18 protein-coding genes and 1 tRNA gene are annotated in these 20,606 nt (G+C 46.3%); 7 read left to right on the top strand and 12 right to left on the bottom strand.

The features are described from left to right. Position 1: 1 nt before the first annotated feature. The 10 genes from ACODJP_RS12165 to ACODJP_RS12120 are packed head-to-tail and all read right to left on the bottom strand — an operon-like array spanning position 2 to position 11,972. Positions 2–1,417 carry a V-type ATP synthase subunit B gene (locus ACODJP_RS12165; RefSeq protein ID WP_422481871.1) on the bottom strand — a complete coding sequence of 472 codons (1,416 nt, stop codon included), beginning with the start codon at positions 1,415–1,417 and terminating at the stop codon, positions 2–4. Further along, the gene (locus ACODJP_RS12160; RefSeq protein WP_422481869.1) at positions 1,404–3,194 is read right to left on the bottom strand and encodes a V-type ATP synthase subunit A; all 1,791 of its coding nucleotides are present in this window, start codon (positions 3,192–3,194) and stop codon (positions 1,404–1,406) included. The genes ACODJP_RS12165 and ACODJP_RS12160 overlap by 14 nt, the downstream gene beginning before the upstream one ends. Next, positions 3,194–3,802, bottom strand: a complete 609-nt coding sequence (locus tag ACODJP_RS12155; RefSeq protein WP_422481867.1) for a V-type ATP synthase subunit E — start codon at positions 3,800–3,802, stop codon at positions 3,194–3,196. Before ACODJP_RS12155 ends, ACODJP_RS12160 begins: the two co-directional genes overlap by 1 nt. Beyond that, the gene (locus ACODJP_RS12150; protein WP_422481865.1) at positions 3,799–4,101 is read right to left on the bottom strand and encodes a V-type ATP synthase subunit F; all 303 of its coding nucleotides are present in this window, start codon (positions 4,099–4,101) and stop codon (positions 3,799–3,801) included. Before ACODJP_RS12150 ends, ACODJP_RS12155 begins: the two co-directional genes overlap by 4 nt. Before the next feature lie 6 nt (positions 4,102–4,107). After that, the gene (locus ACODJP_RS12145; protein ID WP_422481945.1) at positions 4,108–4,458 is read right to left on the bottom strand and encodes an ATP synthase subunit C; all 351 of its coding nucleotides are present in this window, start codon (positions 4,456–4,458) and stop codon (positions 4,108–4,110) included. Positions 4,459–4,480: 22 nt separating this feature from the next. Then, positions 4,481–6,487: a V-type ATP synthase subunit I gene (locus ACODJP_RS12140; protein WP_422481863.1), complete on the bottom strand. Its 2,007-nt coding sequence runs from the start codon at positions 6,485–6,487 to the stop codon at positions 4,481–4,483. Further along, a complete protein-coding gene (locus ACODJP_RS12135; RefSeq protein ID WP_422481861.1) occupies positions 6,484–7,560 on the bottom strand; it encodes a V-type ATPase subunit in 1,077 nt (358 codons plus the stop codon). The genes ACODJP_RS12140 and ACODJP_RS12135 overlap by 4 nt, the downstream gene beginning before the upstream one ends. Then, a complete protein-coding gene (locus ACODJP_RS12130; protein WP_422481859.1) occupies positions 7,557–7,919 on the bottom strand; it encodes a hypothetical protein in 363 nt (120 codons plus the stop codon). Before ACODJP_RS12130 ends, ACODJP_RS12135 begins: the two co-directional genes overlap by 4 nt. A gap of 43 nt (positions 7,920–7,962) precedes the next feature. Beyond that, the gene (locus ACODJP_RS12125; RefSeq protein WP_422481857.1) at positions 7,963–11,175 is read right to left on the bottom strand and encodes a hypothetical protein; all 3,213 of its coding nucleotides are present in this window, start codon (positions 11,173–11,175) and stop codon (positions 7,963–7,965) included. A 32-nt stretch (positions 11,176–11,207) separates the two neighbouring features. Continuing rightward, positions 11,208–11,972, bottom strand: a complete 765-nt coding sequence (locus ACODJP_RS12120; RefSeq protein ID WP_422481855.1) for a molecular chaperone — start codon at positions 11,970–11,972, stop codon at positions 11,208–11,210. Between the two features lie 408 nt (positions 11,973–12,380). Between ACODJP_RS12120 and ACODJP_RS12115 the strand changes: the two genes are divergently transcribed. The 3 genes from ACODJP_RS12115 to ACODJP_RS12105 all read left to right on the top strand — a co-directional run bounded on the left by ACODJP_RS12115 (position 12,381) and on the right by ACODJP_RS12105 (position 14,014). Beyond that, a tRNA-Pro gene (locus ACODJP_RS12115) sits at positions 12,381–12,454 on the top strand. A gap of 325 nt (positions 12,455–12,779) precedes the next feature. After that, positions 12,780–13,136, top strand: a complete 357-nt coding sequence (locus ACODJP_RS12110; RefSeq protein ID WP_422481853.1) for a NifB/NifX family molybdenum-iron cluster-binding protein — start codon at positions 12,780–12,782, stop codon at positions 13,134–13,136. Between the two features lie 188 nt (positions 13,137–13,324). Next, complete coding sequence (locus ACODJP_RS12105; RefSeq protein ID WP_422481851.1) at positions 13,325–14,014, top strand: HD domain-containing protein; 690 nt, start codon at positions 13,325–13,327, stop codon at positions 14,012–14,014. A 39-nt stretch (positions 14,015–14,053) separates the two neighbouring features. Here the strand turns inward: ACODJP_RS12105 and ACODJP_RS12100 are convergent, their stop codons facing one another. Both ACODJP_RS12100 and ACODJP_RS12095 read right to left on the bottom strand, forming a co-directional pair. After that, positions 14,054–15,073, bottom strand: coding sequence for a hypothetical protein (locus ACODJP_RS12100; RefSeq protein WP_422481849.1), 1,020 nt, complete (start codon positions 15,071–15,073; stop codon positions 14,054–14,056). Positions 15,074–15,385: 312 nt separating this feature from the next. Further along, positions 15,386–15,961, bottom strand: coding sequence for an LPP20 family lipoprotein (locus ACODJP_RS12095; protein WP_422481847.1), 576 nt, complete (start codon positions 15,959–15,961; stop codon positions 15,386–15,388). A 159-nt stretch (positions 15,962–16,120) separates the two neighbouring features. On the opposite strand from ACODJP_RS12095, the gene ACODJP_RS12090 reads away from it, so the two are divergent. Genes ACODJP_RS12090 through ACODJP_RS12075 form a run of 4 tightly spaced genes read left to right on the top strand, consistent with a single transcriptional unit; the run spans position 16,121 to position 20,606 of the window. Continuing rightward, the gene (locus ACODJP_RS12090) at positions 16,121–17,416 is read left to right on the top strand and encodes a GGDEF domain-containing protein (protein ID WP_422481845.1); all 1,296 of its coding nucleotides are present in this window, start codon (positions 16,121–16,123) and stop codon (positions 17,414–17,416) included. 39 nt (positions 17,417–17,455) lie between these two features. After that, complete coding sequence (locus tag ACODJP_RS12085) at positions 17,456–18,355, top strand: DUF1295 domain-containing protein (protein ID WP_422481843.1); 900 nt, start codon at positions 17,456–17,458, stop codon at positions 18,353–18,355. Between the two features lie 18 nt (positions 18,356–18,373). After that, a complete protein-coding gene (locus ACODJP_RS12080) occupies positions 18,374–19,372 on the top strand; it encodes a bifunctional methionine sulfoxide reductase B/A protein (protein WP_422481841.1) in 999 nt (332 codons plus the stop codon). 1 nt (position 19,373) lies between these two features. Then, on the top strand, positions 19,374–20,606 hold the full coding sequence (locus ACODJP_RS12075; protein ID WP_422481839.1) for a carcinine hydrolase/isopenicillin-N N-acyltransferase family protein: 1,233 nt from the start codon (positions 19,374–19,376) through the stop codon (positions 20,604–20,606).

The raw sequence follows: 20,606 nt of genomic DNA, 5'->3' as shown, positions 1-20,606 counted from the left end.
TCTATCTCCCGTAGAATTCGGCGATCTCTTCATCGGTTACCCGTTGCAGCTCCTCCGAAGGTAATTCGGATAATGCTTTCCAACCAAGGTCAAGCGTCTGATCGATACTACGGTTCTCATGGAAATCCTGGTTCACGAACTGCTTTTCAAAGATGTTTCCGAAATCTAGATAACGGTGATCAAGAGCAGTCAGTTCCTCTTCTCCAATAACCGATGCGAGATTCCTCACATCCTTGACATGGCTGTAGGTTGCAAACAGCTGATTAGACAGGTGAGGATGGTCTTTCCTCGTCATTCCCTCTCCTATGCCATCCTTCATCAATCGACTCAGACTTGGCAGACCATTTACTGGTGGGTACATTCCTCTTGCGTACATCTCCCGGTCGAAAACAATCTGCCCTTCGGTGATATAGCCGGTAAGATCGGGTATCGGATGACCTATATCGTCATTAGGCATGGTGAGGATAGGAAGTTGGGTTATGGACCCTTCCCTGCCCAAGATCTTTCCCGATCGTTCGTACAATTCGGCTAGATTGGAATAGAGGTATCCGGGATATCCCTTCCTGCTGGGAATTTCGCCCCGTAGTGTCGATATCTCACGCAAGGATTCACAGTAGTTGGTCATATCGGTCATAATCACCAATACATGCATTCCTTTGGTAAAGGCCAAATGCTCTGCCAAGGTAAGTGCAGTGCGTGGTGTAATCGTCCTTTCTATAGAAGGATCGTCGGCAAGTGAGAGAAACAAAGCGACATTCTCCAAGACTCCCGATTGTTCGAAACTATCGATGAAAAAACGGGCTACATCGTGCTTCACACCCATAGCGGCGAACACGATAGCGAATTCCTGTTCCTTCGCAAGCACCTTTGCTTGCCTAGCAATCTGTGCAGCCAATTGGTTATGGGGCAGTCCGTTACCACTGAAAATAGGTAATTTCTGGCCTTGAATCAGTGTGGTAAGGCCATCGATCACGGAGATTCCAGTCTGAATGAAGTCCCGAGGATACTCCCGTGCGGTAGGATTTATAGGTAATCCATTCACATCCAATTCATCCTCCCCCCTCGGAAGAGTACCGCCATCGCGGGGATGTCCCAAACCATTGAGTACACGACCTAACATCTGATCCGATACGGGAAGGGTTAGCGGTTCTCCCATGAAACGCATTCTTGTTCCTGGTAGCGTGAGTCCGCTGGTTCCTTCGAAAAGTTGTACAACGACAGAGTCGTCACTGGTATCGAGAACCTGGCCAGTCCTTCGTCTTCCTTGGCTATCGATACATTCCACCAGTTCTCCATATCCAATGGGATGGGTCTTGCGCATGAACACCAGTGGTCCATCTATCCTTGCCGCACCAACATATTCCCTTCCACTGAGCAGGGTACGATCCAAGGTGCCAAGTTGCCTATCTCTCGTCATAAATTCCTCCCAACTGGCTCATGGAACGTTCTAATCGTACAGCAACACGATCGAGATCCTCTACAGAATCATTCTCCACAGTAAAGCGCATACGGGCAATCTCCTGGACAACTTTCATTCTCCTCAGCTTCACCATGGTAACACCTTTGGCTATGGCCTCCGAACCTAGATGCCAATATGAAAGGATCAATTGTAGCATTCTTATTTGCTTTGCCACAGTAGAATAGCGGTCTATTTCATCAAATGCGTTCTGCTGGAGAAATCCAGTCTTGAAAAGACTGCAGACTTCCAGGATGAAGTTCTGGCTATCGGGAAGAGCATCGGGTCCGACCAACTTGACTATTTGCTGCAGTCTTACCTCACGCTGCAGGAGCTCCATAATTTCTGATCGGCTCTCTTTCCATGAGGACTCTCCCTGAGTCTCCCACCAAGGTGCCACATCATCAACATATTCAGAATAGGAATCCAGCCAGCTAATTGCAGGATAGTGCCTTGCGCTAGCAAGAGCTCTATCTAGGCCCCAAAAACAACGGACAAACCGTTTTGTATGCTGGGTGACTGGCTCTGAAAAATCGCCTCCTGGAGGAGATACAGCTCCTATGATACTTACTGAACCCTCGCGTTTATCCAAGGTCTCCATATATCCCGCTCGTTCATAGAATTCGGCTATTCTCGTGGGTAAATAGGCTGGAAAACCCTCCTCTGCCGGCATCTCTTCCATTCTCCCAGAAAGCTCTCTTAGAGCCTCCGCCCAACGACTGGTGGAATCTGCCATGATAGCCACATGGTATCCTTGGTCACGATAGTATTCTGCCAAGGTTATACCGGTATAGATGCTTGCCTCTCTGGCAGATACAGGCATATTTGATGTGTTCGCAATAAGGATCGTACGTTCCATAAGGGATCGACCTGTCCTAGGGTCAATAAGATGAGGGAATTCCCTCAGAACGTCAGTCATTTCGTTTCCCCGCTCTCCACACCCTATATATACGATGATATCGGCATCACACCACTGAGCGATCGCATGTTGTGTCATGGTCTTGCCTGTACCAAATCCCCCTGGGATAGCTACCGTGCCCCCTTTTGCAACAGGAAAGAGCATATCAATGACACGTTGTCCTGTTATCAGTGGGATCGATAGTGGCTTACGATCGGAAACCGGTCTCGGAATCCTGATTGGCCAGGTTTGCATCATGTGGATTCCGATTTTCTGCTTCTGCAGGTTTTCCACCACACACACAGTATGTTCCACGGTGAAAGAACCCTGTTTTTCTACCTCCACCACAGTATAGGGAGGACTTCCCGATAACTGTGGAGGCACTAAAACGTGGTGCTCCACTCTCTCGGTCTCGCTAACTATTCCAATAGTCTGACCCGGCATAACGGTATCACCGACAGCTACCTCGGAGCGGTAATCCCACAACTTCTTTCGGTCGAGAGAGGGACTCTCCAGTCCCCGTTGTATCGTATCACCACCAAGTTGACGTAATCTCTCCAATGGACGTTGAATTCCATCATAGATAGTACCGATCAACCCCGGTCCCAACTCGACCGAGAGCGGCATTCCCGTTCCATAGACATTATCCAGAGGAGCAATGCCGGTAGCATCTTCATAAACCTGTACAATCGCTTCCTGTCCATCGAGTTTGACGACCTCACCCACAAGACGTTGCTCACCGACTTGGACCAATTCCATCATCATGGCATCAGTGATACCTTTAATGGTGATAACCGGACCATTTACCCGTTTGACCTGACCTACTATCCTTTGTGGCATTATCGACCTTCCATCAATTCCTTGAGATCCCGTTCCTTCCGGAGCAGTCGTGTCGCTACCTGGTTGTTGTAAGCGACGGTGCCATCAAGCGTGGAAACTTCCACGCCTTGGCCTGTTAGCGGAGTCTTGGAAAGCTGTAAGGCAACATCCTTACCGGTCGTCGTTTTCACGATTTCCCGAGCCTCCTGCAACATTTCTTCGTCTATAGTCTCCCTAAAAGAACAAGAGACCAATCCTTCACCACGGTCCAACCCTACCGCGGCTTCGGCTATCCATGCGATGAGTATTTGCCTATAGGAGGGATCATCCCTCAAAGCTTCCATCTTCTTGGTTACCGAATCGAGTACAAGGGTTCTCAGCCTCTCACTTCTTCCTACTGTGTAGCGACGCTGGAGGTTCTTGATAGTCGATTCCTCATGACGTCGTATCTGCTCTAATCGCTTTTCTGTAGCCTTCTCTTCCTGGGCGATTGCATCGGCAATCTTCTTTGTATACGAAGTTTGTACGGCTGCGGCATCCTGCATTGCACGTTCAATGATAGTCTTAGCTTTGGTCCGAGCCCCTTCCAAGATACCATCGAATAATTGGTCGCTGCTTCTGCCACTCATAAAGATACCCCTATTGCTTCGTTTACCAATGCCTTCAGATCACGAGAGACTCCACCGGTAGCTTTATTGGGAATCTCTACAATAAGGGGAAAAGTCTCAGAAAACATATATCTATCGACCTCCTCCCGTATCATATCGGCAATATCCATGGTGATGATAATTATTCCATAGTCATGGTTCTCCAAGGCTGTCTGGAGTGCCGCAGCGGCTTCTTCACGATTCTGTGCGACCATACCCCGTGTACCAACCAAAGAGAATCCGAGAACGGTATCTTCATCACCAATCACAAAATAACGCATGACTACCTATATCTTACCTAAGATCATCAGCGCTGTAATGAATCCGAAAACGACCAATCCTTCAGCAAGTGCGATGAATATGAGAGCTTGACTACCGATTTCTGGTTTTTCACTCATAGCTCCCATAGCCGCTGCACCCACATGGGATATCGCAAATCCGGCAGCCATGGCACCGAAACTGAATGCTATGGCGGCTGAAATCACCACCCACATCAAATCTCCGGTTGAACTTTCCTGCGCTGCTTCAGCGGTAGTCTCCGCAGCGAACAACGATGGAGTAAAAATGAATGCCGACAGAACCAACAACAGTACCGTGATAAATAACGACAGTCCGAGACGTTTTCTGAAAGTTTGCATGGTCACGATGAACCCTCCTAGCCTATGGGCGATTTAATATCTGTCTTCCCGCGTGTGCACGAAGTGAGACAGGGTTGTACAACAGGCCGCGGCCTGTGAAATACTTGGTAAAGAATTCGTAGTAGTTGAGACGCAAGGCCTGAATACCAGCCGAGAGTCCCTCCAAGGCAATCACCATGGCATTTCCTGCTATGATGATCAAGATTCCAGCTAAGGTGCCTCCAGCAAGATCGGACATCTGGGCAAAGGCACTCATGAGGCTCACGTGTGCGATACCTAATCCTGCAACCCGCATGAATGAGAGCGTATTCGCAAGAAATCCGGAGAATATCTCAAGGACATCAACTATCCACTCCAATAGAGAGTCGAGGATAATAGCCCCCACCGATTTTTCAGGCACCAGATGACCTTCCCGTTTCTCCAAATACCGGTGGAGTGGCACCTTGGAAAACAACACTACCAAGGGAACAGAGAAAGCGATAGGAAGGAACAACCCTTCCGGTAGTGTTTTATAACCGGAACCTACAAAGGCAAATGCAGCATATACTCCACAGGCGAATAGCCATCCTCCAATGAGCCCATTCTTGTCCAACAAGAGGTGGAAGTAATCTTTTTTTCTGATCAAATTTATCCAATTCAGCAACAGCCCTGTCCCAATGACCACGATCCCGAACCAAATGGTGATCCCGAGTATGGAATAGACGTCCCTACCACCGCCATCATGTCCAATCACCGCTCCATGGTAATCAAACCAAAGGGCTTCGAACCAAGGATATCCGAAATACGATCCGAATACGATTCCTGAAACGATGGAAGCACCACCGAGATAGATGAATAATCTGCTCAAGTCAGCTGTTATTAATTTGGGTTTTACTTCAGGATGCTTTTTGTAATAGCGTACGCCCCATAGACCCAACAGAAGAATAACCAGTCCTTGTCCTGCATCAGCGAACATGAGTGCAAACATAACCAGATACGATACCGCCACGAAAGGTGTCGGGTTGATGGTCCCATATTCTGGTACACTGTAGTTATCAACCAACTTTTGGAATGGCCGCAACAGAGGAATGTCATCCACTGCAACGGGAATCTCTTCCCTAGGCATCTGGCGTGCATCGATCCACTCTATTACACAGGCATCGTGGGATGCAGTGAGGATAGCCTGTTCCAGTTCGGATGCTGTATCCTGAGGAACCCAACCGGAGAATATCGTGGTATTGCGGGTATGGCTGAAGTGTTCGGTTATCTCTCCCATCAACTCGTGCAGACGAAGATCGCACCAAAGCTGTTCAAGGTTTTCCCGCTCTTCTCGTACTTTTTCCGTAATGGTGTTCTTAATTTCCACATTTGCCGCATCGAGTTTCTGCAGTTGTACTCGTAGGTTTTCCTCCAACAGAACAAGCGCCTTTTTCTGTAGCGTACCGTCGGGATTTTCTGTCCATTGCAAGGATTCCATTAATGGCCCGATCTGCTGTCGATCCCTCTTTAGGGTAAGTAAGATCATATCATTCCACGTATCCGGTTGCAAAATAACGGAGGCCTGGTTCGCAAGCCTGGATTTGATTTGTTCAGCACTCCCCTTCCCAAGGACACCAATCCTAATATCGATATATTGCAATTGCTTCTCCGCAACATATCTGAGAAGCTCTTCTGTCCTGATCCTTGCTTGGCTCAATTGCTTTTGCTGTTCCCTGATCTGACCCACTTTGTTGACAATGCTCTCTACCAATTGTCTACTGCGGTCCATATCTAATGTTCGCATGGTGTCTGGGTCGAGCTTCTCGGTAGCCGGAGTTGGAAGTGCGGCCTGCATGAACAAGGTCTCTACCCTTCCTCGGAGGTCAGCATAAGAGGCCGGATCCTCTTTTTCTGCCGATGTGGCTAGACGGGAAGCCTGCTCAGGGGCAAGTCTGGATACGTTGATGAAGTCAAGCACACCCAGTTTAAGCAGTGCACGTTTAACATCCTCAGTAACCTCATCGAGAACCACAGCAGTCATCAGTTTCATTGGTACAGTAAAAACATTCATAGGACAAACTCCCGAATCTCTTGGGATTCCCAACCATAGTGGATTCCATTGATCAATATACGAATTATGGCATCCTGACGCTCTTCTAGGAAAAAATAGGAGAGTATAGTTCCAAAATTGAAGGGATCCCCTTGCAACATCGCATGGAATGATTGTTTTCGTACGGAGAACAGGTACCATTCAACCAACCTAGTTTGCTCTTCGGGAGTAGATTTTCCCGAATCACGCAGCAGCTTGGATAGGTCGGGGAAACGTTTTGCGACCAATTTCTCAGGAGATCGTGCAGAAGGTGGTGTTTCCAAATAGGCTTCAAATTCCTTCGTCTCTACCAGTGAACTCCCCTCCAACATAAGTGTCCGTAATTGGTCTTGTGGCAGTTGATACATCCATCCGAAACGTACAAGGTTGATAATATTTTTCAAATCTGCATCCCGATGGAGTACTTGTTCGATCAACGATCTGTCTTTTGGAGGTAATTGAGCGACTACGCGGTGGAGCTCACCAATCCAGGTACGGTCCAAAGCCGTTTCCAGTCCAAAAAGACCTTCCTGGGCCACTTGTTCAGGAGAGAAGGAGGAAACCGCCGAGGCATAGGGAGAGCCCTCTACAGCTTCCAGTATCCCGTCGTATCCAGAAGCATTGACAATTTGCGTCCAATCCACACTAGAGACAATCTCATCCTGATAGAGGTATCCAAAACGATAGTCGATATTCTGATGTTTAACAGTATTGCTGAACCAGAGTCTGATTACACCTTTAAGATTCTCCACCTCAAGCTTCCTTGTCATGGCAAGAACGGCTTCCCCATGGATTCCTTTCATGAATTTCGCCACTTCCTGATGGAGAGCGACATTCCTAGCGAACAACCATGCCTCAAGACGTTGTACATCACCACTTTCATCATAGATTTCCAGTAGTGGTTCGTACGGCGTACCTCTCAAGGCATGGAGTAATTCCTCCAAAGTCTGCGATTTCATCAATTGCTCGATTTGTGCAGTTTCCAACATAGAGCCGATACGGGAACGCAATTTGGCATTTATGAAGGCATAACGGTCCAAGGATACCAAGCTCACGACACTGGATCTCCCAATGTGGTACGACAGAGCACTTTGACCATGCTATCAGCTATCGTATCCGCGCGGGTAATCAATTCCTTGTTATCTACATCTGATAGCTCTAAGGCTTCCCGCTGTGCAGCAATTCTTTCCTCAGCCTTTTGTTGTGCATGGGTTATAGCAGTATCTCGATCGGTACGGGCTTTCTCGACAGCTTCACGCAAGGCCTCTTCGCCCCGCTTTTGTGCTTCGGATACTAGTTCGCGTCCTTTCAGTTGTGCTTCGGAGACGATTTTCTCAGCTTCGGATTCTACAGAGAAAATCTCATTGATCAGTTCGCTGCGCATAGGGACATAGTAATCCTTTATCCACTTCATATCAAGCAAGAGTCTATCGATAAAGATAGAGAGATTGCCGTTTTTAGGGCTTCCATCCCTCCAAAGGAGCTATCGCATCGAGGTAGGGAAGGATGATTTCCCGCAAACGAGCCAGATTGAACAATCGTTGTTCCTGCTCTTTCCTCATACGGATTAACGCCGAATCCTGTTGCGATTCGGGGGTGATATATTCAACAAAAGCATCGGTAGAGGGTTGCACTTCGGTGACCGAATCTAAGACCTGCCTTGATGGGAAGAAACTATCCCAGAATGTAATCTCATCCATAACATCGACGATATCAAGCCAATAATAGCCATCCTCGCTCAGAATTGGATCGGCAATCTCCTCTCCCATAATTTCAGCAAACTGTTCCTCTTCCAAGGATTGTGCTATCTCGCTTGCAACAAAATTTTCTAGCACAAGGACGAGTGGCATATCAGGATCCATTTCCTCGGAAATAGAGAATCGAACATCTATAGGCGGTTCATCCTCGGCACTACCTGGAAGGAAGATACTGAATTGGTAATCTCCTGTCGTTATCCCACTTATAAAGAAGAATCCATTCTCATCGGTAAACAGATAGAGCGTCTCATCCAGTTGCAGCTCCTCATTACCCTCTTCGTCGACCATGATGCGGGCGAGATCGGTAGTATAGCGGCTATAGGCGGCAGATGGTGATCTGAGGAGTGTACCAACAAGTGAGAAGGTTGGTTCGCTACTTATCCTGACAGCATAGCCTTGTCTCGGTCTCGGAAGGAAATCAAAGATGAACGACTCGCTACTACCCATGAGAGAGTCTCCAATACCATACACAACGACATTGTTTGTTGTATGGGTGCTTATCCCCGTATAGGTTCCAACGCCGAAAAGTGAAGGCAATGCAGCAGGCTCGCTGGTCATAGTCCGAGTAACGGCTATATCACTACCTTTCAAGGCTCCACCGGGTTTGACCAACAGAAAATTATCCGATATCGAACGGGTAATGCCGAAAAGTCCACCGGCGTAGGCGAATGCTGTATTCAGTGAGAGACTTGTAGAGAATCGTTCGAAACCATCACTGTATTGCTGTCTGAGGGAAAGTCCATAGGCATTACCACTATGGCTGTATGAAATGCTCCCCTGGTGATCCAGAGGATCATCGAATTGGATTCCAGTGAAGGAGAACTGAATATTGTCATCCGTTGAACCGAAGGGTCTCCAAGATGCACTAGCAAAGGAGGAATCCTCAAGATTGGTGGAAGCCGAGATGCTGAGGTTCGGTGTGAATGCATAATTCAAACCGACCTGGCCTCTTACTTGTGGTGTAGGAGCTCCGGGTGTTGCTGAGAGGCTAACCGAAGCACTGACACTCATTCGGGAAATCAAAGGAATCCCGCTACTAGCAGTTATTCGCCAAGCCGGTCTAGTTTCATCGGTACTCCAATTCAAGGAACCACCTAGGGTATAGCGCAGCTTCTCCCCTATGCTACCAGAAAAAGAGAGATTGGAATCGAATTGATGGCCATTGGCCTTCGTCGCACCGACACCAATATCCATATTGGTTGAATAGCGGTCTGTAGTAAATCCTGTCGAGATGGTTAAACTTCCGAAGGGAGAATCCTCATCACCCGATACCCTATACCCGAGGGATCCCTTGAAGCCCCATTTGAGTGGGTTGCTGTAACTGGATGCGAGTGTCACATCCAACGAGCCATATCTGGTGGCGAACAGGTTGGAAAGTCCCAGTGTAATGGCCGATGTACTAAGACCAAGACCATAAGAAGTAGAAATCTCATCAGTCAAGCCCAGTTGTTGGTCGAGTCGGAATATCGTTTTTCCAATATCCTTTTCTGGAAATGATAGGCTAGCGGAATAGAGGGTATCTCCTCTCGAGAGAAGACGGGAATCGAAACCGACCACGAACTCAAAGTCCTGTCTCCTTTCGGGTGCTGCAATAGGTTCCACCACCACTCTTGCAAAGTTCGCCCCTTGGGTAAATACGAAATCACGCAATTGGTAGATTCCTGCCTGCAGTTCACGTCTGTAGACACTTTTATCATTTATTAGTACCTCGACGATCGATGGTTCGTCGACAACTACTTCATACTCATATTGATGCGTCTTGGGCTGTGCATCTCCATAGGCATACCGTTTCTCTATTGCTATGCCAATACTATCAGTGGAGTATCCGAGGTAATCGTTCACATTACCGAAAAGGAAACGAAGGCTCTTAGGCTTATAATCATAAAAGCCCTGTATCCCTTGCCAGGTCAGATAATCTTCGAAATCGTTCGACCATGGTTCAATAGTATTCTCATTGTAGGCTCGTCCAGGGTGGACGGTATACGAAAAATCAAATCCTATGTCATACACGGAAAAGGAATTTCGCGATTGCATGGTAAAAAGAGATGTCGGATTAAACTTCCAACCATCTGCTGCAGCATAGTCCACCAGAGAATAGATCGATAGATTCGTAAACCAAGAAAAGGGTTCGGGTTCCAGAAATTCACTTCCACTCATGCTATAGGAACCATAACGGGTGATGCTCCCACGATTAATGGACAATACGCGGGTAGGCATCATCCATGTAGGAAAGTTCATATACAATTCGAACGTTTGGTAGTCGTACCAAGTTTCGATCTCCATTCCATTAAGATAATCGAGGGTAAAAAAGGTCTCTTCCGTCGAAAATAGCTGTGCTCTGAATGATTCGATCAACATATCCGATACGATTGCTTCGAATTCGAGAACGTCGATCAGCAGTTGGTCTTGGAGGAAAGTGACATTGATATCGGTAAGATACTCTCCGTTGACTATGAGAGGTACATAGTAGGTGCCATCCTCAAATATGGAGTAATCCTCCTCTCCCGCAACGTAAAAATCTGCCCAGGGATCCTCCTCAACGGGAGGTTCGGCCCACTCGTCGGCTGGTAATAATGTCTCCTGCGTCTGTGGTTGAACTGGTGGTGGAGCATCGATTACGATAGGTTCGATCTCGTTTTCAGTCGGTTCTTCAACAGGCAGAGGTTCTTCGACCACCAATGGTTCAGGTGGCGGATTCTCGATCTCTTTAGAGGGTTGCTGTACTTCTTGGAAAATGGGGGTTGGGCTTTCCGTTGCGATTTGAATAGCAGGGGGAGAAGGTGCTACATTTGGCTCCGCTTGAACTTGTGGTCTCGCAAATTCACAAAATGAGAGGACAATGAGTAAGCCTACCATGTAGACCAGCATGATGACCAGGATGCTGATCAATCGCTTTTTTCCTGCCTCCATCATGCACCATTGTCCTTATCGATAACGATAGCCCGTTAATTGTTGTACGAGATTTTTGCCGTAAACATCCTTTGCGCATTGGCAAGGTTGGAGGGGAATTCCATGTTCTGTGGCCATGCCACCTGCACGGATACGGTTTTCCCTGCGAGCAAATTAAGTCCATTTACGAAGCCTAATGCATCCCCTTCGTAGACGACTGCTTGTCTAGTTGCATTGTTGGCGACTTCGACTTTTGCTCCGTTTAGTATCTGGTGGATGGTCCCTGTATTACTGATAGTAAGATTCATAACTTGTCTTCCATCACTAGTAAGCATGGGAGCGGCTGAATCCACAGAGACACGAGTTGTAGTTCTGGCTGGGGTAACATAGAGACTAGTGGTATACACATAGAGGAAGTTGAACATACTCTGGCCTTCTGTCGCCCTTCCCTGCGAATAAGCGATTTGTTCAGCCCTCAGTCTGAAGGAGAGTTCTGTAGGTACTGTTCGTGGTCCTCTGTATTGGACCCGGACGATCTGGGAACTTTGTGGGCGCAGTATGATTTTGCTCGGAACGATGGAGAAGTAGGCTGCCGCGCTTTGGTTTATCTCTTTCCCGTTCGCATCGAGATCTCTTGTCAAGGCAGAGATTTCCACTGCAATACTATCATTCGAATCATTGACGATGGTGTAGGTCTTTGTACTGTTAGCCCCGGTAGGTTCGAATGATTGCTCTAAGGGAGAGAATTGGAAAGCAAACAACGGTGAGGCTGCAAATATCGATACCATAAGTATCAATACAAGAAATTTATTCCTTTTCATGTCCTGCATCATATCATTCAAACGTACTCGGTGCAAAGGTCTTTTATTCTCATCTGTGTACGATTTCATGCGATAATCCATCCTTCTTTTCCCTGATGGCCACTAGGCGAATCTTAGGATCACAGCCACTCCTTCTGGGTGGAGAAAATCCATGTGTAAAAAGAATACGGGAATTGTCAACTTATGTCAATTGTAAGTATTTTTTAGATGGAAAATTATCAATTTTTCTCTTTATTGTTCCTCTCTACCTTGATTTCATCAGAAATTGGGGGGGTTGTCATATATCTTCTTATGACACATTATGCTTCGCCAATACAGGATTGCGATTGGTGGATAAGATCATGGCATTTATTGACACGTACTTTCCATTCATGATATGGTCTTCCAAGTGTTCGAATCACGGATACACGGGCTGTAGCGCAGGGGTTTAGCGTACATGTCTGGGGGACATGGGGTCGGCGGTTCAAATCCGCCCAGCCCGACTATAGGTACAAAGCCATCCACTATGGGTGGCTTTTTTTGTGGTGAGAAGCCTCTCTCCCAGCGCTATCGGCTATACGCCCCTTTGTCCGAGCTCCATGGCTGTTTGCAAGTTCAACCTACCGATGCCGCCCTCCCCTCTCTCCTTTGGTTAAACAGAGGAGATGGATCTGGATGAATAGGCTGCCTGCATAGTATATAAGTATCGAAATGTAATATATCATAATTTATTTTAATATATAATGTTAAATATAAACTTAGCCACTTGACAATCTGGAATTTTAATCTAATGGTAGAAGAAGAAAGAAGGATGCAAGGAGGTACACAATGAAACGCATTGCCGTTGCAGCCGAAAAGGATGTGGTGAGTGACCACTTTGGTCTCTGTGAAGATTTCCTGTACTATAATACCGACGGGGAGAAGATCACCAAGATCGAACGATTCCACAATCCAGGTCATCGTCCGTGTGAATTGCCGGAAGAGGTGATCGCACATGGCGGTATAGATACGATTATCTCAGGCAAGCTGGGAAAAGAGGCCGCAAGGATTTTCCAGGACAAGGGTGTTGAAGTAATCATCGGAGCCGAGGGTGAGACCCGTGAGATAGTCGATTCCTATATCCACGGAAAACTTCATTCGGAAGGTGAATTCTGCGACGCTTGGACGTGTGAATTCTTCTCATAATATCAATGTTATACGATTTTTCTCTAAACCTTGGGTGATACCTCCTGTAAGGGACGGTATTACCCGCTTTTTATTTGTATGCATTCTCCGATGGTTGACCCTGAGGTTATTATTTTGTAACCTTGGAACAAGTACAAAAAAGGGGGAGCATCCTGTACATCACCAGAGCGAGCAGTATTCTCGGAAATATGAACCAAAGACAATTAAGGCATCTCTTCTACCTCATAGCGGGTATGTTTCTTCTATTTTTATTCACCGACTTCATTTCTTCTCTCAATGTCCTCTATTCCGATACCACCCTACTCCTGGGAATAACGCTCTCATTGCTCTTCTTCCTCCTGGGTATGCATATACACTTCCACATGGTACGGACCGGCCACATCCCGCAATTCATAGCAAGACCAGCACGTACTGAATTCAACTCATTGGTAGGTGAAATCCTTTATAATGAGGAATTCGTGAAACTCAAGGATTACAACCACCATGCATCGCATATCTATGACCATGTGGTACGTGTCGCCTTCCTCTCATACTCTGTATCAAAGGTTCTCCATTTCGATTATGCAGCTGCCGCCCGCGGTGGACTGCTGCATGATTTCTTCCTCTACGACTGGCGGGAAAAGAAGGCTACCGATGCCAAGCGTTCCCAGCATGGTAGGGAACACCCCTACATAGCCTTGGAGAATGCACAGAGACACTTCGAGATAAACGACAGGGAAGCCGATATCATCGTAAAACACATGTACCCCAAGACAAAAGCCCTACCCCGATACAAGGAGAGCTTCGTGGTCTCCCTCATGGACAAGGTAGCCGCAATCATCGAGTACGTGTGCCACCATGTCTGCAAAGACCGTTTGGATTCTACAAAGTACTGTTAATACGAAATAACATAAGTTTGGATGTAGTTTGACTTCAGACTAAAAGGCACGAATTGGACGTACAAAAGTATTATTGAAATCACCACCTCGATATATCGAAGTTATGTACATATACCAACCACTAGATTCATATTCGTATGGATATGAAAAATTTATCCCTATCACCTCCCAGCTGACGGATTGATCTTCTGTCGATGAAACATAAAAGGAAGACTTTCTCGCACCATCTGAATCTTCTGTTGTAGTATTGTTGAATTCTCCAATTTCAGCGAGATTAAGTCGCACGTGCATCAAAAGCAATTCATCCAGAGAAGGTAAAAACCAGTCATTGAAATCATCAACCTGAAAATCAAGGCACAGAAGCGGGATATATTCCGATTCAGGAAGTCTATCACTGACTAGTTTATCACCTTTATATACGTCGACCCCGGTATTTTCTACTGTATTGACGAGTAGATCAGTGTTTATTTCACCCTCACCAACAGAAGGTTGCGTTTCCATTATGATATTCTCTTTCGGTTCTTCTTCATTATCATCATGGAAATATCCGAATATAAACTTTTGCGCACCCGTAGGAAGAGGAAGATCTTCAGGAGCTGTCTCCAGGAATCGGTCTTGTTCACCAAGCAAGTTTTTTTCATCAGAATCGATAGATCCGTCACGATTTTTATCATATCCAATAGTATCATCGTAAAATATCCAGCCTCCTGCAGGACCTCTCTCTCCGATCTCATACCCCCATTTTCCATATAGATCCAAGATCCTTGTATCTTCATTAAAATCGGCAGAAGTCAATGGTCCTTCGACTACTATCTCAAACTCGGAATCAGAATACCATCCTCTGAAATAATCTGTAGCATATTCTGTTGTTTCTAAGACATTACCAATTTCATAGGGAAAAACATCCCCATCTATAGCTAATTCGTAGGGATTAGAGTCGTCATCTGCATATAAACGAATTGTATAATCACCGGATGAGCTGTCATCGCCGGATGAACTGTCGTCATCTCCCGGTGGATCGATACCGGCTTCGGGACATCCGGTCAGGACGAGTGCCATGGTTAGGATCAAGACAAGACAGACGACTAGAAATGAGATTCTTCTTCTCGTTTTCACAACATACCCCCAGAGATTGGTAACAATGTCAGTGAGAGTGCCGAACAGTATGCCGAGAGGGATTCGGTGGAAGACGCTTGGGTGTTTGGTGAGACCCCAACACTCTCTCATGATCGAATGAAATTCGATATCTATATATCCATATCTTCACCCAGATGGTATGCCAAGTCAACCGGAAATTGACAAGAAAAATGCTGGCATATTCCTTTTTAGGGGAAATTGCCAGCATGTAATGCTTGGGAATACTATCAGATCCTATTGATTTGCGAGAGTCTCCTCAAGCATCTTGAGAGCACCATCCATCTTATACTCTGCATACATGGCAGCTTCGTTGAGCTCAAATTCTTTGCTAGCTGCTTCGAAAGCCTTCACGGTGTTCTCCTTTGGCATGGAGAGCAAAACCCAAACACCATTGTCGGGATCTACCCAGAGCGATTCTTGTGTAACACCCATGAGAGCGTTGTTACTGGTCTGACGGGAGATGGACTCGAAAGCCTCAAGTGCCTGGCGGTTGTCCCCAGAGCCCATATCGCTGGTGTAGTTGACAACCACAGTCTCAACTGTGGTGTTGATCCATTGGCTGATCTTCTCCTTGGCATCGGCATTCGCACGCTTGATTGAGTTTGCCTTATTGCTCAACTTTGCATACCCGGTCTCATAATGTACATCCGCAGCACGAGGAGTTGAGTTCACCCAATCGGGTTGTGGCACACCCTCAGCTCCGATGATCACGGGAGTCTTGGGTTCGGCGGCCTGTTCGGTCGATGCACAACCGGCCAACAACAGTACAAGAACTATCAATGTAATACTCAATACAGCAATCTTTTTCATAGGAACTCCTTTCCATTTGAGTCAATAATCTATACACGATGATACTCCAAGCATATGCATGGAGCAATTAATATTTTCAAAAAAAGTATACTTGTTGACATTTTTTCGATAAAATGAATGGTATGCAAGCAAGCTTTCGTTTCCTGCACTTGTTCGGTAATGTATCCATTTGATGGCTCCACTACCCTCACTCCGTTTGGAAATCAAGGAACGGAAAAACAAAAGAGGAGTAAACCTATCCAAAATCCGTATGATCTTTCCACCATAGCTTTTTTCGGATTGCTGTTCCATGGCATGTTTGCCATCGTATTCTTCTCTCTCTGGCTCAGGAACCGTAGCCATGTGAAAGGCTTGGGCTATTGGACTTTGAATCTCATGCTCCACACGGTGGGCAGGATCATTGCGATTATCGATACCGGTCCATCCAATCCTCTCGTTGTTTCTATTGGAAACATAGCCACCCTTGTCGGAGCATTCTTATTCCTATTCGGATTAGCAAGCTTCACAGAGACAGATCTCAATAAACGCAATTACCTCATACTTGCCATATTGATTTCCATTCTGATATTGACGAGTGCTTTCACGGTAGAAAACCAATTGTACCGATCGGCTATTCATGGAGGAGCTAGCGCATTCGTTTCCTTCCAATATCTGAGAATCATCTGGAAAAAACGGAAAATGAACACCTACTATGCAACGCCTTTCAGCATCCTATTTTTCATCTATACCTTATTCGTCGGAATCTTCATTCTTCGTACACTAGGAGATATCTTTGCTATACTCCAAGGAGTAGAACTTCAGACCTTCGACTCGAATGCAATAAGAACAAGCAATCTATTCGCACTTATAGCTCTTACCGGAGTCAACTTCCTTACCCTGCTTTTGGTAAATGGAAAGTTATTGAGTGACCTAGCTGATGAGGGAGCCGCAAAGACAACCATGCTAGAGAGATTGCGGATACAAGCCCATCATGACAGTCTCACCGATATCCTCAATCGCAGCGGCTTGGAGAACATCCTTGATTCCCTTTTCTTTGCAAAAAGAGACGAACCATTCATGATCTGCCTAATCGATATTGATAATTTTAAGGACATCAACGACACCTATGGTCACGATATGGGAGACAGGGTACTTATTCAACTAGCAAATATTCTTTCGTCCATAACAAGAACTGAAGACCATGTAGGACGATGGGGCGGCGATGAATTCTTAGTCATTCTCCCGAAAGCAAACTCATTGCCCGAAGAGGTCTTACCCCAAAGGATACATGCTGCTGTAGGCGATTACGATTGGAGCAAATTGCTTGCATTGCCAAAAATCGAGATCTCTATAAGTTTGGGTTACACCTGCTACCGGTATCCCGAATCGAAACGAACCCTTCTCAAACGGTGTGACAACAATCTCTATAGGGCTAAGAATTCGGGCAAGAACAGTGCACGCGGAGAATTGTGTTAATACTTGCCAGTTCACCTATCCAAAGTTATAGTAACCGGTATGAACATCACAGGAAAAACAATTATTGGATTCTTCATAGTGATCATCGGTTGTTTCGTACTGGGACTTTCCCTATTTCCTATCGAAACAAGTAACACCCTGTATACCGTTGTTGCCATTACGGCACTTACGGCTACGGCAAGTTTTCTTTTCGGTCTTGTAACCAATGACTACTCTTGGACAGACCGCTTATGGAGTACCACTCCTGTTGGTTATGCTTGGATCTACGCCTATGCAGGTTCGTTCAATACCGCTGTTACCACAACTGCGGTACTGGTTACCATTTGGGGAGCCCGGCTGACTTTCAATTTCGCCAGAAGAGACGGCTACACTGGTGGAGAAGATTATCGTTGGCCAATTCTACGAAATAAAATCGGCAACCCACTCTACTGGCAACTGTTCAACCTACTATTCATTGCAGTATATCAACAGGCTTTGTTCATTTGCTTTACCCTTCCTCTTTTCGTACTCTCGCAAACTCCAGGTGCCTCTATGGGTCTTTTTGCGTGGATAGGGGTACTCCTTATGCTTTCATTCTTGACAATCGAAACCGTAGCCGACCAACAACAATATACCTTCCAACAATCGAAATACGGACTTATGGAGAAACAGAAGGATTATGAGGAAGACTACAAAAAGGGATTCAAAACAGGTGGATTGTTTGCCATCTCACGTCACCCAAACTATCTAGGAGAACTGGGAGTCTGGTGGAGTATCTATCTCATCGGAGCCGCTAATGTGGGAAGTATTTTCCATTGGAGCATCCTTGGACCAATCATGCTCACCTTACTCTTCATGGGATCAACAATCTTTACCGAAGGAATCACAAAAGAGAAATATCCTGAATATAGTTTATACCAGAAAAAAGTATGGCCTATTTTCCCAAAGCTCTGGAGATGAGTATATTGGAGGAAAGAGATGAAACGTAAGCTACTGTTTTTGGTTTTTCTTCTGGTACTTTCAGTACTGCCATTGGGAGCTACAGGGTCTAAGGAGGCCGAAAACACAGATAAAGGAGTCCCCATGGACAGAATATCTATAGAGAAAAAGTACCCATTCGTACCGTTGGATGAATCATTAAAAAATTCACTGAATCCACTCGAAGCTCATGTATTGTTGAAGAAGGGAACCGAACGTGCCTTCACCGGAACCTACACCGATACTACCGATGAAGGAACCTACTACTGTAAGCTATGCGATTCTCCGCTCTATGTATCGAAAGACAAATTCCACTCAAACTGTGGATGGCCATCCTTCGATGATGAACTGCCGAACGCCGTAGAGCGCTACCCCGACCCGGATGGAAGAAGGACCGAGATCGTTTGTGCGACCTGTAAAGGGCATCTGGGTCATGTATTCTTAAATGAAGGATTCACCGATAAGAACACACGCCATTGTGTCAATTCCATATCGCTTGTGTTCAAAGACGGTCCGCCTGTTGCCACAGCCGTCTATGCAGGAGGATGTTTTTGGGGAGTCGAATATCTGTTCGAAAAACTCGACGGAGTCTACAGTGCCACCAGCGGCTATGCAGGCGGTGATGTAGAAAATCCGACCTATCAGGATGTCCTTAGCCACACGACTGGGCATCTCGAGTCGGTGGAAGTCCTGTATAACCCACTTGTGGTCAGTTATGAGGATTTGACGAAATACTTTCTTGAGATCCATGATCCTACCCAGATCAACGGGCAAGGACCCGATATCGGAAACCAATACCTTTCGGCAATATTCTATAGGAGCAGAAGTGAATACGATACCGCAGTAGAACTGGTATCTATCCTTGAAAACAAGGGTCTCTCTATCGCTACCCAAATCAGGCCAGCAGCCAAGTTCTGGCCTGCCGAGGATTACCATCAAGATTATTACGAGAACAAAGGGTCACTACCGTACTGCCACGCTTATACCAAGAGGTTCTGATATGTGTGATACCCTCGTTACCACAGATGGAGATTCCGGTTACCGAATATTTGGAAAGAACTCGGACCGACATCCGCATGAACCGCAGATGCTTCAATTTGTTTCTGGTGACGAGGGACTGGCAGAACCTTCCCATCCCGAACATCGTAAGGAATATGACCGGATCCAATATCCGCGCCTACAGGAGGCAGCACGAAAATTCTCGAATCCTTTCAAGGCTATTATCAGTAGGCCTGCCTGGATCTGGGGCGCCGAGATGGGAGTCAATGAGCTCGGAGTCGCCATTGGAAATGAGGCGGTATTCGCCAAAAGGAAAACCGAGAAAAATGGCATGTTGGGTATGGATATCCTCAGGCTCGCTCTCCACAATGCAAAGAACGCCGACTCAGCTGTCAAGATTATCGTTGAATTGATTCAAATGTATGGACAAGGAGGCAATGGCAGTTATGAGGGTACGCTACGATACCATAATAGTTTCCTCATAACCGACAATGAGAAAGCCTTTGTGCTAGAAAGTGCTGCCCGTCAGTGGACCGTAAAGGAGGTCCCTACTGTCTACGCTATCTCCAATAGCTATTCGGTTGAAGCATTCGCACAGGAACATGCCAGCGCTCTGTATCTTCTATTTACGAAAGGCAACTCAAGAAGAGCAACAACCATGAGACTTCTTGAATCGAGTTATGGCTCTTGGGAAACCATGCGAAATGTTTTGATCTATAATAGAGGGTCAGAAGTAAGATTGGATCATTCGATGCATTCAATTTGCATGGACGCAAAGGGATTTGTGACAAACAGGACCACGGGATCCATGATTGTGACCTACCATAGAGGAGTGCCTCTCGTATGGGCTACCGGAGCACCACTTCCGATTTATAGTCCATTTATCCCTTTCAGCATGGATAAGCAATCATGGGAGACCACACCTTTTTCAGCTATCCGATTCTCCTATCGATTTGCCAAAGAAAGACTTAGCCTAATCCAGCAGATTCTCGTGGCACCAGAAAAGGCAAAAACTCAGATTGCTTCACTTGGACGTGAGGTTGAACATACGTGCCAGACCATTATCTACGAGTCTCTGGAATCCGAAGATGAATCGGCAATAGCTGGAGTGACCATCCGCTGTCTTGAGGAAGAGCAATCGTATCGTCATAGAGTTGGAGAAATCCTGATAGCTTTTGGAGCCGATTCACCGAGCCTTCATGAGAAACCGGACAGCTATTACCGCTGCGGCTGA

This window comes from Pleomorphochaeta sp. DL1XJH-081 (assembly GCF_049310885.1).
GTDB lineage: Bacteria > Spirochaetota > Spirochaetia > Sphaerochaetales > Sphaerochaetaceae > CAYZJV01.
The sequence above is the reverse complement of the archived record's forward strand: the minus strand, read 5'-3'. Positions and strand labels throughout refer to the sequence as shown.